General features: G+C 65.3%; 12 protein-coding genes. 5 read left to right on the top strand and 7 right to left on the bottom strand.

Annotated elements, in window-relative coordinates; genetic code table 11:
- Window positions 1-5 precede the first annotated feature (5 nt).
- The 5 genes from FHW69_RS17945 to prmB are packed head-to-tail and all read right to left on the bottom strand — an operon-like array spanning window position 6 to window position 4,399.
- The gene (locus tag FHW69_RS17945) at window positions 6-287 is read right to left on the bottom strand and encodes a hypothetical protein (RefSeq protein WP_183424480.1); all 282 of its coding nucleotides are present in this window, start codon (window positions 285-287) and stop codon (window positions 6-8) included.
- Window positions 287-1,318, bottom strand: coding sequence for an aspartate-semialdehyde dehydrogenase (locus FHW69_RS17940; protein ID WP_183424479.1), 1,032 nt, complete (start codon window positions 1,316-1,318; stop codon window positions 287-289). The genes FHW69_RS17945 and FHW69_RS17940 overlap by 1 nt, the downstream gene beginning before the upstream one ends.
- A gap of 40 nt (window positions 1,319-1,358) precedes the next feature.
- Window positions 1,359-2,351, bottom strand: coding sequence for a D-glycerate dehydrogenase (locus FHW69_RS17935; RefSeq protein ID WP_183424478.1), 993 nt, complete (start codon window positions 2,349-2,351; stop codon window positions 1,359-1,361).
- Window positions 2,348-3,460 (bottom strand): chorismate synthase, encoded by a 1,113-nt coding sequence (aroC, locus tag FHW69_RS17930; protein WP_183424477.1) that lies wholly within the window; start codon window positions 3,458-3,460, stop codon window positions 2,348-2,350. The genes FHW69_RS17935 and aroC overlap by 4 nt, the downstream gene beginning before the upstream one ends.
- Window positions 3,461-3,478: 18 nt before the next feature.
- Window positions 3,479-4,399, bottom strand: a complete 921-nt coding sequence (gene prmB, locus FHW69_RS17925; RefSeq protein WP_183424476.1) for a 50S ribosomal protein L3 N(5)-glutamine methyltransferase — start codon at window positions 4,397-4,399, stop codon at window positions 3,479-3,481.
- Between the two features lie 148 nt (window positions 4,400-4,547).
- Between prmB and asd the strand changes: the two genes are divergently transcribed.
- Together asd and FHW69_RS17915 are read left to right on the top strand one after the other, a co-directional pair.
- Complete coding sequence (gene asd / locus FHW69_RS17920; RefSeq protein ID WP_183424475.1) at window positions 4,548-5,387, top strand: archaetidylserine decarboxylase; 840 nt, start codon at window positions 4,548-4,550, stop codon at window positions 5,385-5,387.
- 141 nt (window positions 5,388-5,528) lie between these two features.
- A complete protein-coding gene (locus FHW69_RS17915; RefSeq protein WP_183424474.1) occupies window positions 5,529-5,969 on the top strand; it encodes a hypothetical protein in 441 nt (146 codons plus the stop codon).
- A gap of 19 nt (window positions 5,970-5,988) precedes the next feature.
- Here FHW69_RS17915 and FHW69_RS17910 read toward each other — a convergent pair whose 3' ends face one another.
- Window positions 5,989-7,515 carry a transglycosylase SLT domain-containing protein gene (locus tag FHW69_RS17910; RefSeq protein WP_183424473.1) on the bottom strand — a complete coding sequence of 509 codons (1,527 nt, stop codon included), beginning with the start codon at window positions 7,513-7,515 and terminating at the stop codon, window positions 5,989-5,991.
- A 98-nt stretch (window positions 7,516-7,613) separates the two neighbouring features.
- Here FHW69_RS17910 and FHW69_RS17905 point away from each other — a divergent pair, with 98 nt between their 5' ends.
- Genes FHW69_RS17905 through greB form a run of 3 tightly spaced genes read left to right on the top strand, consistent with a single transcriptional unit; the run spans window position 7,614 to window position 10,869 of the window.
- On the top strand, window positions 7,614-9,128 hold the full coding sequence (locus FHW69_RS17905) for a helicase HerA-like domain-containing protein (protein WP_183424472.1): 1,515 nt from the start codon (window positions 7,614-7,616) through the stop codon (window positions 9,126-9,128).
- Complete coding sequence (locus FHW69_RS17900; protein WP_183424471.1) at window positions 9,128-10,372, top strand: DUF4013 domain-containing protein; 1,245 nt, start codon at window positions 9,128-9,130, stop codon at window positions 10,370-10,372. Before FHW69_RS17905 ends, FHW69_RS17900 begins: the two co-directional genes overlap by 1 nt.
- Window positions 10,369-10,869, top strand: coding sequence for a transcription elongation factor GreB (greB, locus tag FHW69_RS17895; protein WP_183424470.1), 501 nt, complete (start codon window positions 10,369-10,371; stop codon window positions 10,867-10,869). The genes FHW69_RS17900 and greB overlap by 4 nt, the downstream gene beginning before the upstream one ends.
- Here the strand turns inward: greB and FHW69_RS17890 are convergent.
- Window positions 10,866-14,624, bottom strand: a complete 3,759-nt coding sequence (locus tag FHW69_RS17890; RefSeq protein ID WP_183424469.1) for a transporter substrate-binding domain-containing protein — start codon at window positions 14,622-14,624, stop codon at window positions 10,866-10,868. The two genes, greB and FHW69_RS17890, sit on opposite strands and share 4 nt — an antisense overlap.
- Between the last annotated feature and the right edge of the window lie 59 nt (window positions 14,625-14,683).

Raw genomic sequence — 14,683 nt, 5'->3', positions numbered from 1 at the left:
CGCCCTTACGGGTGGCCTGCCGACTTCAGCTGGGCCTCCAGCTCGGCAATGATACGGTCCCGCTCGCGCAGTTTGTCCTGCGCGCTGCGGGTGTCGTTTTCCAGCGCATCGAGACGCTTTTGTAGTTTCTGAAGCTCGGCGGCCTGGGAGGCCGCAGCCTCCCGGGCCGCCGTGGCCCTGGCACTGGCCACAGAGGACGCAGACGCGGGCGCCGCCGCGTCGCGCTGTCCGGCCGCCGCACAAAGCGGGGCCAGAAGGAGCAGCGCGAACCCGGCGGTCAATCGCATTACAGGTAGTCCTGGATCAGGATTTCGGCGATCTGGATGGCGTTGAGGGCAGCACCCTTGCGGATGTTGTCCGACACCACCCACAGGTCCAGACCGCGCTCATGGGAGATGTCTTCACGGATGCGGCCGACGAAGACCGCGTCCTTGCCCGCCGCGTCGGTGACCGGCGTGGGGTAGCCCCCCGCCTTGCGCTCGTCCTGAACCACCACGCCAGGCGCCTGCTCCAGCAGTTCGCGGGCGCGCTCGACCGTGATCTTCTCGCGCGTTTCAATGTGCACAGCCTCGGAGTGACCGTAGAACACCGGCACACGCACCGCCGTGGGATTCACCTGGATGGTGTTGTCTTCCAGGATCTTGCGGGTCTCCCACACCATCTTCATTTCTTCCTTGGTGTAGCCGTTGGGCTGGAAGTCGTCGATGTGGGGGATGACGTTGAAAGCGATCTGCCTGGGGAACTTGCTGGTTTCCACTTCCTGGAAATTCAGCATGGCTGCCGTCTGCTTGCCCAGTTCTTCCGCGCCCGAACGACCTGCGCCGGACACCGACTGATAGGTGGCGACGTTGATGCGCTCGATGCCAACAGCACGGTGAATGGGCGCCAGCGCCACCAGCATCTGCATGGTGGAGCAATTGGGGTTGGCGATGATGCCGCCGCTGGACTCGTACTGGGCGATGGCGTGGGGATTCACCTCGCTGACCACCAGCGGGATGCCGTCCACGTAACGGAATTCGGAGGTGTTATCAATGACGACGGCGCCGGCTTTGGCGGCACGCGGCGCGTGCTCGCGGCTGACCGAACCGCCTGCCGAGAAGAACGCGATGTCCACGCCATCGAAATCATACGTGGCAAGATCCTTGACGATGACCGGTTTTCCGTCGAAGTCGATCGTGCCGCCAGCGGAGCGCTCGCTCGCCAGGGCCACAAGCTCACTGATCGGAAACTCGCGCTCGGCGAGGACGGACAGCAGGGTTTCGCCAACGGCGCCGGTGGCACCGACAATGGCTACCTTGTAACTCGTCTTCTTGCTCATCGTCTCTTTAGTCTTGGGGGCGGAAGAAGGTGCGCAGGCCTCAGGCCAGCACACCCGGATTCAAAAGGCTGGGCGGCCGGCCCGCATGCGGACCTTGTCCGAACGCAGCCAGCACATTGTCCACAGCCAGCGCCGCCATACCGCGACGCGTGTCTCGACTTGCGCTGGCGATATGCGGACTCAGCAAAACGTTGTCGACTTCCAGCAGCGACGGGTGCAGCGCCGGCTCGCCCTCGAAGACATCCAGTGCCGCACCGGCAATGGTGCCCTGTGCCAGCGCGTGGGCCAGCGCCACGTCATCGACGATGCCACCACGGGCAATGTTGATGAGAATGGCCGTCGGCTTCATGCGGGCCAGTTCGGGCGCGCCAATGGCGTGGCGGTTGGCCGGCGTGAACGGCAGCACCAGGATCAGGTGGTCCGACTCGGCCAGCAGCGTGTCCTTGTCGACGTAGCGGGCAGCGCACTCGCGCTCGACGTCGTCGGCCAGCCGCGAGCGATTGTGATAAATGACTTTCGTGCGGAAGCCGACAGCACGACGCGCGATGGCCTGGCCAATGCGGCCCATGCCCAGGATGCCCAGCGTGCGACCGTGCACATCCGCGCCCAGCCAGCCGTCGAAACGCGATGACTTCCATTGACCATCGCGCAACCAGCGCTCGGCGGCGTTGACCTTGCGGGCGGCACCCAGCATCAGCGCCCAGGCGTAGTCGGCCACGGTTTCATTGAGGACGTCCGGCGTGTTGGACGCCCCCACTCCGGCGGCGGTCAGTGCGTCCAGATCCAGATTGTTGTAGCCGACGCCAAGGTTGGCCACGAAGCGCAGCTTCGGTGCCTGGGCCAGCACGGACGCTTCAATGCGGTCGGCCAGACCCACGATGGCCGCATCCACATCCGCCAGACGCTCCACGAGCACGGCGGGCGGGATGGGCCGCTCCACCGGCTCCATCTGCACGTCGAACACATCGTGCAGGGGCGCGATCACGTCCTCGAACACGGGGCGGGAAATCCATAGCTTCGGCTTGCCGTTCATGCGTTGCCCTGCCCGACAGCACCCGGAATGCGCGGCGACACGTCGCCCACGTCACCGCACTGGGCACGATGGCGCAACGCGTGATCCATGAGAACGAGGGCCATCATCGCCTCGGCGATGGGAATGGCGCGGATGCCGACGCATGGGTCGTGGCGGCCCTTGGTCACCACATCCACCGGCTGACCGGCCTTGTCGATGCTGTGACCGGGCACCAGGATGCTGGAGGTGGGCTTGAACGCCATCGAAGCCACCACCGCCTGACCGGTGCTGATGCCGCCCAGCACGCCACCGGCATGGTTGGACGTAAAGCCGTCTGCGGTCATTTCGTCGCGGTGCACGGAGCCATTCTGGGTCACGGCGGCGAAGCCGTCGCCGATTTCCACACCCTTGACCGCATTGATCGACATCATCGCCGCAGCGAGGTCGCCATCGAGCTTGCCGTAGATGGGCTCACCCCAACCGGGCGGCACGCCGTGGGCAATGACGGTGACGCGCGCGCCGACCGAGTCGCCGGACTTGCGCAGGCCATCCATATAGGTTTCCAGCTCCGGCACCTGCTCGGCCCACGGCCAGAAGAACGGGTTTTCCTCGATGGCCGCCGGGTCGAAGCCGCGGGGCGTGATGGCACCCAGCTGAGCCAGATGCGCGTGGACGGCGATGCCATGGCGCTCGGCCAGCCACTTCTTCGCTACCACTCCCGCCGCGACCCGCATGGTGGTTTCGCGCGCCGATGAGCGGCCACCACCGCGCGGGTCGCGGATGCCGTACTTCTGCCAGTATGCGTAATCCGCGTGGCCGGGACGGAAGGTGTCGGCGATGTTGCCGTAATCCTTCGAGCGCGCATCCATGTTGCGGATGAGCAGCGCGATGGGCGTGCCGGTGGTCTGGCCCTCGTACACGCCGGAGAGGATTTCGATGTCGTCTGTCTCGCGCCGCTGCGACGTATGGCGCGAGCGCCCTGTCGCGCGACGGTCCAGATCGGCCCGGAAATCATCCGCCTCCAGCTTCAGTCCGGGAGGGCAGCCATCGATGACGCATCCGATGGCCGGGCCGTGGCTTTCGCCGAAGGTGGTGACACTCAGGATCTTGCCGAACGTATTGGAGGACACAGGGCTTCCGGAAAAAGGTCAGGGGCGTGTGGCGCGCACCGCGGCAATGGCGCTGGCATGTTCGACCAGATCGCGACGTTCCAGCGCGAAGATGCCCATCTGACCGACCTTGAACTCCAGCCAGACAAAAGGCAACTCGGGCAACAACTCGACCAGCGCATGCTCGCTGTCACCCACTTCCACGATGAGCAGGCCGTCGTCGGTGAGGTGATCGGCGGCCTCGGCAAGGATGCGAAGCGTGATGTCCAGTCCATCATCACCGGATGTCAGACCAAGGACAGGCTCATGGCTATATTCGGCCGGCATCGCCGCGTATTCGTCGTTGGTGACGTAAGGCGGGTTGGACACGATGAGGTCGTAGCGCTCGCCCTTCACGCCCGAGAAGAGGTCGGACTTGATGGCGCGCACACGGCCTTCCACGTGCTGGTAGGCGATGTTTTCATTGGCGAGCGACAGCGCGTCGTCGCTGATGTCGACGATGTCCACCTGCCAGTCGGGGTTGTACTCGGCCATGGCGATGCCGATGCAGCCCGAGCCGGTGCACAGATCAAGCGCGCGCTCCACGTGGCGATCATCCAGCCACGGGGTGAAGCGGCCTTCAATCAGCTCGGCGATGGGCGAACGCGGCACCAGCGCGCGGCTGTCGCTCTTGAATTTGAGGCCGGCGAACCAGGTTTCACCCACCAGATACGCTACCGGCACGCGCTCGACAATGCGGCGCTCGATCAGCGCCAGCACGCGCTCGCGCTCGTCGGCCACCAGACGGCCGGTGCCGTACGCGGGCGGCAGATCCGGCGGCAGATGCAGCGCGGCCAGCACGAGATGAGTGGCTTCATCAATGGGATTGTCGTGGCTGTGCCCGAACGTCAGCCCGGCGGCCGAGAAACGGCTGGCGCCATAACGGATGAAATCAATGATGGAAGACAGTTCGTGCGTCACGGGGCGGCGTGCCTGGATGGGCGCAACAGTATAGCTGGCTGACCACGGACCCGCTTAAGAAGACGGCACGGCCGGCCCAGGGGTGCGCGCCGTGCCCCATGGACGACACAACTTCCGGTGAACCGAAGACTTCACGCATAATCCTTCGATGACACCCAAAGTCCTCCTGCAATACATCCTTCCGCATCGGGCCCTCTCGCGCGTGATCTACTGGGCCACCCGGTGGACGTTCGCGCCGTGGAAAAACTTCCTGATCTCGCAGATCGTCCGCCGCTACAACGTGGACATGAGCCAGGCCGCTCAGCCGGACCCGCTGTCTTACCAGCACTTCAATGCGTTCTTCACCCGCCGCCTGCGTGCCGATGCGCGCACGGCCGCCCCGGGCCAGGACCTGCTGCTGTGCCCGGCGGATGGACGCATCAGCCAGATGGGCCGCATCGTCGATGGCCGCATCTTCCAGGCGAAAGGCCAGGAGTACACCGCTGCCGAGCTGCTGGGCGACGAGACTGCCGCGCTGCCGTTCCGCAACGGCCGCTTCGTCACCATCTACCTTTCGCCGCGTGACTATCACCGCGTGCACATGCCGCTGGCCGGCGAACTGACCCACACCACGCACGTGCCCGGCCGCATCTTCAGCGTGGCGCCGTTTGCCGTGGCCGCCATTCCGCGACTTTTTGCGCGCAACGAACGCCTGGTCTGCCACTTCGATGGCGAGCGCGGCCCGTTCGTGTCGGTGATGGTTGGCGCCATCCTGGTATCCAGCGTGGCCACGGTGTGGGACGGCCTGGTCATTCCGCCGTACGCCTCCTCCATCCGTCGCAACGACTGCCGCGGCCGCAACGTTCACATCGAACAGTTCGGCGAAATGGCGCGCTTCAACATGGGCTCCACGGTGATCCTGCTGCTTCCGCCCGGTTACGAGCTGGACGAGCTCGCACCGCAGCAGCAGGTCACGGTAGGACAGAGGCTGGGCCGCTGGCAGGGCTGATGCGTCCGGTTGTGACCTGACGCGTCACCTTGTGACCAAAACGGCTTACATTGGACGCGGCAAGGGGGTATGCTCCAAGCCTTCGCGTACCACCGGGGGGACGGTACGGGTCGAAACGCATCGTCCTGGGGGAATTATCCAATGCGCCTCGTCAGCCACCTCATTGCTGTCAATCGCGAGATCCGTCTTCGCAGGCAGCTAGCCGATATTGAACGCGTCGTGCTTGCCCTGCCCGCCCGCGCACACGCCGACCTGCAGCAACTGGTGAAGCGGGAAATGGAGCTGGCTGCGGCCTGTGATTTCCCTCACCTGTATGGCACGCCTGCCGATGAGCGCTACAGCACCTATGGCCTCGGCCCCGACATCGGGCTGACCAAGGCGCGCTCGGACAACCACCTGATTGCCACGCGCGGCGTGGCACTGTGGATCGCAGCGGTTTATCACGAAACCCTGAACGCCAAGCGCGCTGGCATGGAAGACCTCCACCGCCAGATCCTGCGCCTGATACGTCAGATCAAGGAATTGTCGGCACCGCGTCGCGATGCCGTTTCGGACTGGATGGATCCGCGCGCCATCGCTTGATGGCGCGCTCCGGTGCCGCTCAGCGGCAGACCGGCAGTTTCAGCACCTGTCCCACTTTCAGCTGGTGCCCCTTCAGGCCATTCATGCGGGCGATGTCTTCGACATCGGCGCAGTCGACCTTGCGCGCAATGCTGACCAGCGTGTCGCCGCGCTTCACTGTGTAGCTGCGTGATCCCTGCGATTTTGCGGGCGCGGGCGTCGGCGTGGGGGCAGACGACGAGGGCGGCGGTGGGGGCGCAATGATCTTTACCGCCGTGTGCAGATCGTTGGCAAGAATGGGCCACGGGCCATCCGCACAACTGGACGCGTACACCCGCTCCAGTTGCTTGGGCACTTCCAGGCGCGTGCCCACCGGCTGCGCGATCATCGGGTCCAGACGCGGGTTGAGGTTGCGCAGCGTGCGGAACCAGCCATCGGTCATGCCCTCGGCGGAACCCAAGCAAATGGTCAGCTCGCTCAGCGACGCGGGACGCTTCAGCACGATGGCACCCGGCTCGCCATCCACGCGCGGCCACTTCAGGTGGTAACTGTCCGGATGCAGGAACAGCCAGGCGGCAGCCAGCACCATCGGCACGTAGTCGCGGGTTTCCGCCGACATCTGGTTGTAAATCTGCGGATCGTAGAAGCTGACGCCCGGGTTCGCGGCGGCCATGCGCTTCATGCGGCCTTCGCCGCCGTTGTAAGCCGCCAGCGTCAGCTCAAGATTGTTGTTGAACACTTCCAGCTGTTCGTCGATGTACTGCGCATTCGCGCGCGCTGCCATGCCCGGGTCGAAGCGCTGGTCGAAGCCATCGGTGTTGGACAGGCCAAAACGCAGGCCGGTGGCGTACATGAACTGCAACGGGCCCGAAGCACCGGAGCGCGACACGGCATGCACCTTGCCTCCGGACTCCTTGGCCATGATGCCGAACAGCAGCGCCTCGGGCAGCCCGGCCACTTTGTACTCGGGCCACATGCGGTAGCGCATGAACTGGTAATTGACGTACGCGTCCATCAGGTTCGGGCGAAGCTGGGTCAGCCACAGCTCCAGCGACGCCTTCACCGGGCCATTCATGACCATCAGGTCGGAGAATTCGTGCCCGCGCAGCATGGTGACGCTGCGCTGGGCCTGCGGCAGTGCTGCCATGCCGGCCGCCGGCGACGTGCTGGCGTCGCCCGGTGAAGCACCCGACTCTGGACTGTCGGCCATGTCGTCGCCGTCTTCGCCCTCGATGAAGCTGCCGTCCTTCAGGCGCAGCAGGCGATCGAACACCGAGAAGAAGCGCTGCGGATCGCAGCCGGGAGTCAGCCCGCAGCGGGCCGAGGCGTCCTTCAACTGGTCCAGTGCCACGGCGCGCGACTTGGCGGCCGTCGGCGTGTCACCCCGACGCGCCTGATCTATGGACGCCTCATAGCCTTTACTGGCCTGATTCATCCGGTCGTACAGCGCGTTGACCTGGGGGGTCGCCTTGCCGCTGCCGGGGCGTGTGCCGCCGCCGGACGAACACGCGGCAAGCAAAGCCAGAGGAAGAAGCGCGAAGCGACGCAACAGGACAGCGGACGGCATGGACTACTCGATGGGCGAACAATCCGGCCACGTTACCTGTGCGCGGCTGACGACTCAACTACAATCCGGACGACTCATTCATAGTGAAGACCTCAGCCATGCCCAGCATCTTCATTGGCCGCAACGACGAAGCCCAGGTGGAACTGGATTCCCGCTATGGCAATCGCCACGGCATGATCGCGGGGGCTACCGGCACCGGCAAGTCGGTATCGCTGATGGTGCTGGCCGAAGGCTTCTCGCGAATGGGTGTGCCCTGCTTCCTCGCCGACGCGAAGGGCGACCTTGCCGGATTGTCCCATGCGGCTGCGGCGCCCTCGGAAAAGCTGAATGCGCGACTGGCCAGGCTGGGATTGAACGGCTGGAAGCCGGAAGCGAACCCGGTCGTCTTCTGGGACATCTACGGCAAGCTCGGCCACCCCGTGCGCGCCACCGTGTCGGAGATGGGGCCGACGCTGCTCGCCCGCATCATGGAATTGAACGACACCCAGGAAGGCGTGCTCGAAGTCGTGTTCAAGGTGGCGGATGACGAAGGCCTGCTGCTGCTCGACCTTCCCGATCTACGCGCGATGCTCGCCTTTGCTTCCGGGCACGCGAAAGACATCTCTGCCCGATACGGCCTCATCAGCGCGCAAAGCATCGCCGCCATCCAGCGCTCCCTGCTGAAGCTGGAGTCCGACGGGGCCGACTCATTCTTTGGCGAGCCCGCGCTGGAGCTTGCCGACCTCATGCGCCAGGACATGAGCGGCCGCGGCGTCATCAGCGTGCTGGCAGCGCAGACACTGATCCTGAAACCGCGCCTGTATTCCACCTTCTTGCTGTGGCTGCTGTCCGAACTCTTCGAGCAGCTTCCCGAAGTCGGCGATCTGGAGCAGCCGAAGATGGTGTTCTTCTTTGACGAGGCGCACCTGCTGTTCGACGACGCGCCGCCCGCGTTGCGCCAGCGCGTGGAACAGGTCGTTCGGCTTATCCGGTCCAAGGGCGTGGGCGTGTATTTCTGCTCGCAGAATCCGGACGACGTGCCCGGCGACATCCTGGGTCAGCTTGGCAATCGCGTGCAGCACGCACTTCGTGCTTTCACACCGCGCGACCAGAAGGCCGTGCGCGCGGCGGCAGAAACATTTGCCCGCAATCCCAAACTCGACGTCACTGAAGCCATTGGCGCTCTGGGCGTCGGCGAAGCGCTGGCATCCACGCTGGGCGACGGCGGTGTGCCCACGCCAGTGCAGCAGATTCTGGTCAGCACACCCACCTGCCGCATTGGCGCGATCACCGATGAAGAACGCGCCACGATCCGCGCGCGCTCGCCTGTTGGCGCGAAGTACGACAACGCGGTGAATCGCGAGTCCGCGGAAGAAATGCTTGCCGCGCGCGCCAGCGCGAAAAACGACGACAACGCCCCGCCGGTCACCGGGCGGAAGGCCGGAACCGGTGGGGCACAGCAGGACGCCGACGCAGGTTGGGGCGGCGCGGTGCGCGACGCCCTCCTTGGCACCAAACGCCGCCAGGGCATGATCGAAACGATGGCCAAGTCGGTGACGCGCCAGGTCGGATCATCTGTCGGCCAGCAAATCGTACGCGGCATTCTCGGCAGCATCTTCGGCGGCAAGCGCTGATGCCAAGGCACGCGGTGTTCGACGCCGATACGCCCTTTGCCCAACGGCTGGCTCATGGCGTGCGCTATCCGCTGCGCGGTCCCGCCCTCATCACCATCATCGCGGTGGCGCTGTTCAACGTACTGAGCGTGGTGCCCGGCATCGGCATGCTCATTGCGTTCATGGGGTGGTCTGCCGTGTACATGTACGCGTTCGAGTGCCTTCGCCACACGGCCGACGGCTTTGCCGACCCGCCGGAAATGGTGATGGAGACCGAACAGGGCCAGGCCATCAGCCTCATCATCATTCAGCTGGTGGGCGCCGCCGCCTCCGTGCTGGCGCCGTTCTTCTTTGGCGTATCCGGCCTTCTCGTGTCGTTGGGTTTCGGCTTCGTGATGCCCATCATCACCATGTCGCTGGCCTATGACGGGCTGGGCGCGGCGCTCAACCCGCTGAACTGGTTTGCGGTGATCGCGCGGCTCGGCCGCGCGTACTTCGTGCTGGTGGGCCTCGTCTTCCTCACCAGCTTGCTGCAACTGGGCGCCGAGCACGCGCTGCGCGGCACGCCCCTGTCGATCCCGCTGTATTACCTGGTGGCGAACTACTTGACGATCTTCAACTTCTACCTGATGGGCTCGCTGCTTCATCAGCACCATGCGGAGCTGGGCCTTTCGCCCAAGGCCGAGGCACTGGCAGCGGAATCGGGTCAGAACGCCGACGACGACCTGCTGGCGCACGTGGACTTCGTTGCGATGGACGACATCGCCGCCGCTACCGATCTTCTGACCGAGCGGCTGCGCGGCTACTCCGCACCGCCAGCGGTGCATACGCGTTACCGCCAGCTGTTGCGCAAGCAGAACCGTCACGCGGAATTGCTGGTGCACGGCCAGATCTGGATCGCCGCACTCGTGGCGCAGAACGACCTGCGCCGCGCATTGACCGTGGTGATCGACTGCATGGACATCGACCCGGACTTCCTTCCGGATGCACCGGAAACAGCGGGACCACTCGCCGAAACCGCCGCACAGGCGGCCATGCCACGCATTGCGCTGCGCCTGGCCACAGGCTTCCGTACCGCATGGCCCCAAGATTTCGGCGCACCGCATTACGGCATGATTGCGGCACGCATGCTGGATCAGCTGGGTGAACGTCGCGAGGCACTGGCGCTCATTGATCGCATATTGAGCGAAGCCGGCGACCATCCGTTGCGTTTCGATCTGGAACAACTGGCGCATACGTGGCGCAACGAAGAGGCACGCGCATGAGCCGCTGGCGTCCACCCTCCCCCTCGTCCACCGCGATCATCACGCGCGCAGGCTTCGAGCGCCTGAAGGCAGAACTGGATCACCTGTGGCACACCGTGCGGCCCGAAGTCGTCAAGGCACTGGCCGCCGCAGCCGCCGAAGGCGACCGCTCCGAGAACGCCGAATACATCTATCGCAAGAAGCAGCTCGGCGAGATCGACCGTCGCGCACGCTATCTCAGCAAACGCATCCCTGCGCTCAAAGTAGTGGAAGCGGCGCCGACCCAGCGCGATGCCGTGTTCTTCGGCGCAACCATAGACATCGAAAACGTGGAAACCGGCGAGATGGTGCGCTATCGCATTGTCGGCCCCGACGAAACCGACGCCCGCCTTGGCTGGATCAGCATCGACTCACCCATGGCGCGCGCCGTGCTGAAGAAGCGCGTGGACGACGAGTTCGATGCGGAACTGCCCGGTGGTCGCACACGCTTCTGCGTGGCGGCCGTGGAATACGACTAAGCCTCGCCGCCCAGCTCCCTGGCCAGCGCACGCAGCTTGTCGGCGAACCCATGCACGTCCTGCGCATAGGCACGCAGCCGGGTGGCGTCCACAACGTGCGTGTCACGCAGGCTGCGCTCCAGCGCGTCGCCCTCGGTGGCCACATGCGATGTACCGAACGCATTCACGCCACCCAGCACGTGATGCACCCAGCCCGCCAGTTCCTCCGGCTCGCCGCGCGCCAGCACGTCATCAAATCGGGACAACGCATCCATCGTCGCCTGCGCGCCGTGTGAGGCAACCAGTGCGACGTTCGTGTCGCCGCCGAACGTGCGGCGCAGGCGCGGCAGATCAAATGCCTCCGCCGGCGCGTCTTCGTTTGCGGCGGCCACACCGTCGGCCTTGAGCCAGCGCGCCACGGCCGCGTGAAACGCATCCAGGCGCACGGGCTTGCGCAACAGGTCGTCCATGCCTGCCTCGCGGCAGGCGTCGTCCTGATCAGGCCGTGCATCGGCCGTCATGCCAATGATAGGCAGATGGCGATCCCCTCCAGCTTCACGACGGCGCACCTCGCGGGCCACCGCATAACCGTCCACCAATGGCATGTGGCAGTCCACCAGAAGCAGGTCGTACTGAATTTGCGAGAGCGCCAGTAGTGCATCCTCGCCGTTCTCCACCACATCGCAGGCGTAGCCGCGCAGGTCCAGTTGAATGCGCACGAGGTGCTGGTTGACCGGATGATCCTCGGCCAGAAGGATGCGCGCGTGCTTGCGGGGCACGGGGGTGCGTGCGTCGGCGCTGAACAATGCGTCGTCGCCCTGCCCCAATGCCCAGCGGGCTACCGTGCCCACGGCAGGCCACTTGAGCGGATTGGTGCTGAGGATCAGCGTGCTGCCGTCGCGCGCATGGCCGCGCGGCAGCACGGTATCCACCAGCCGCACGACGCGCGCTCCCGTGGCCGCTGCATCGCCGGTGAAGCGGACCTCACCCGCATCTTCCACCGTTGCTATGCCCAGTGTCTCCAGCATGCCCGCTAGCGCCGCATGCAACGACGGACTGACGCCATCAATGGACGCGGTGTGCCTGCCATCCACGCGCCGCACCAGTTCGCGCGATACCACCGGAAGATCAAGCGTCACGGTAACCGCGGAGCCCTGCCCCAGTTCGCTTTCAATGCCGATATGGCCGCCCATGCGCTCGACCAGCCGGCGCGAAATCGCAAGGCCCAGGCCCGTGCCGCCGAAGCGGCGCGTGGTGGACGATTCGGCCTGACTGAACGACCCGAACACATGACGCAATTTCGCCGCATGGATGCCAATGCCGGTGTCGGTGACCCGGATCTGCATGCCCTGTCGCGCCATGGCATCGTCGGCCACGATCACTTCCACGACGACCTCGCCCGACGCCGTAAATTTGATCGCGTTGCTGATGAGGTTCAGTAGCACCTGACGCAGGCGGCCGGCGTCCAGCGCATGTAGCGCCGCGAGTCGCGGGTCCAGTTGCACGCGAAGGCGAAGGCCTTTTGAATGCGCCTGCCCCGCCATGATGCTGACCGCGCCATCGACCAGTTCGCGAAGATCGGCCGGACGCGGCTCCAGCTCAAGATGACCGGCTTCGATCTTCGAGAAGTCCAGCACATCATCCAGAATCTGCAACAACGCAGACGCCGAATGCTCGATGGTCGCGACCAGAGAGTGCTGCTCGCCGTCCAGCGAGGTTTGCTCCAGCACATCCAGCAGGCCGATCACGCCATTCATGGGCGTGCGGATTTCATGGCTGATCGTGGCCAGGAAATCACTTTTCGCCCGCGTCGCGGCTTCCGCCTCTTCTTTGGCGCGCGCCAGATTGCGTGCCGCCAGCTGCTGCGCGGTTACATCAATCCAGTAACCATTCCAGTGCACCGCCCCGTCCGGACGCGCCAGTGGCACGGCATCGGAACTGAGGTACCGGGTGGCACCTTCCAGGCGATAGCGAATCGTGGCATGCAATGGCGTGAGTTCGCGCGCGGAGCGTTCGATGGCGTCTTTCAGCGCCACGCGATCTTCAGGCACCACGCGCTCCAGTACCGCCAAGCCACCGTCCAGAAGCTCGTCGGCCGTGGCGCCGACGATGGTTTCCGGATTGCCGCCCACATAGGCCAGCGAATAATGCGCGTGGCGGTCGCGAATGAATTCGTAAACGACCGCCGGCACATGCGCGGTGACGTCGGCGAGCTGGCGCTCACTGCGCACGCGCAGCCGCGTTTCACGACGCAGGCGCAGATACGCGTAGCTGATGGCCGCCAGCGATGCGAGCAGCACCGCGACAAACGGGCCGACCCGTCCGGCAATGTCACGCCACGTGGGGCCCACGACGTAGTGCGAGGCGAACCAGGTATTGCGGATTTCCTGCTGCCTGCGCGGTGCCATGTTGACCAGCACACGATTGACCAGTGGCAGCAGCGGCGCCAGCTCGCGGCGCACGCCGATGGCAATCGCTTCGTTTTCGCCCGTGGGCGCTGCCACTTTCAGGCGACCGAGGTAATGCGCGCGAATGAGGTAATCCACGGACGCAAGATTGCCGACGAAGGCATCGCCGTCGCCGTTGACCAGGCGCTCCAGGCCCTCCTGCTCCGTGGTCACCGGCATGGCCTTGACGTCGACAATGCGCTCAACGAGGCGCTTCACCGGTTCGCGCGACGTATTGGCAATGACGCGCTTCCCGGCCAGATCGTCCAGCGACGCCACGGTGGGCGAGCCCTCGCGCGTCACGATCATGATGGGGAATTCGAGATACGGCACACTGGCCTGCAACCAGGGGAACGTGGCGCTGCGCGGATTGACCGCGCCTACCACGTCCACCTCACCACGCTTCACGCGCCCCACGGTTTCCGTCCAGTTGGCGCTGGGCACCTGAATGAAGCGGATGCCCAGTTCGTCGGCGATCTCGCGCACGTAATCCAGCGCCAGACCTTCGGCCTCGCCCCGCTCACTCAACAGGCTGAAAGGTACGTAGCTGGGATCGACACCCAGGCGCAGGGCCGGCAGGCCGCGCAGCCAGGCGCGCTCGCTGGCACTCAGGGGAATCTGGCCGGCCCGGGGCAGCGGCGCCACATCGCGCCCGACCCAACGCGCGCGCAAGCGTCCATGGTCCGCTGCCGTCAGCCCGGCCAGTTCACGATCAAGCGCCTCACCCAGCACAGCCCGGTCTTCCGGCACGGCGAACGCCAGCGCGCTCAGGGGCAGCGCCACCGGGGCGCCTATGCGCAGCTGGCTTTCCATACCCAGCCGGCCGATGAACTCGCGGGCGGTGTAAGGATTGTCGATATAGGCGGCTGCCCGGCCATCGGCCACCCGGCGCAGGGCCTCCTCGGTAGATGCCGTCTCAAGAATGGTGCTTTGGGGCAGTTCGCGGCGTAACGCGGCCACGTCGAAATAGCCCGCGTGTACCGTCACGATCTTGCCCTGCAACTCGTCCAGAGGGCTGGCCACGGGTGCGTCCACGCGCTCCACAAGCACCGGCAGCGACTCGAAATAGGTCGCGCCCACGCGAACACCGGGCATGCCTGCCTCCAGCGGGGTGACGCTGGTCGCCACGTCAATCTCACCGCGCGCGAGCGCAGCCAGCAAATCCGGCCAGGTGGGAAACATTCGGGTTTCGAGGGTGACACCCAGTCGCGAGGCGAGCTCACGAAGGTAGTCCGGGCCCAGCCCTTCCAGCTCACCCCTACGAATTTCCTCAAAAGGCGGGTATCCCTCACGGTACGCGCCCACGACCAGCACCGGATGCAAACGCAACCAGGACGTTTGCTCACGCGGCGCAGCGTCAGTCTGCGCCTGCACGGAGACGGGAATAA

Source organism: Luteibacter sp. Sphag1AF (genome assembly GCF_014192715.1).
Classification (GTDB): Bacteria; Pseudomonadota; Gammaproteobacteria; order Xanthomonadales; family Rhodanobacteraceae; genus Luteibacter.
Note: the sequence above shows the minus strand (reverse complement) of the source record. Positions and strands in the feature narration are given on the sequence as shown.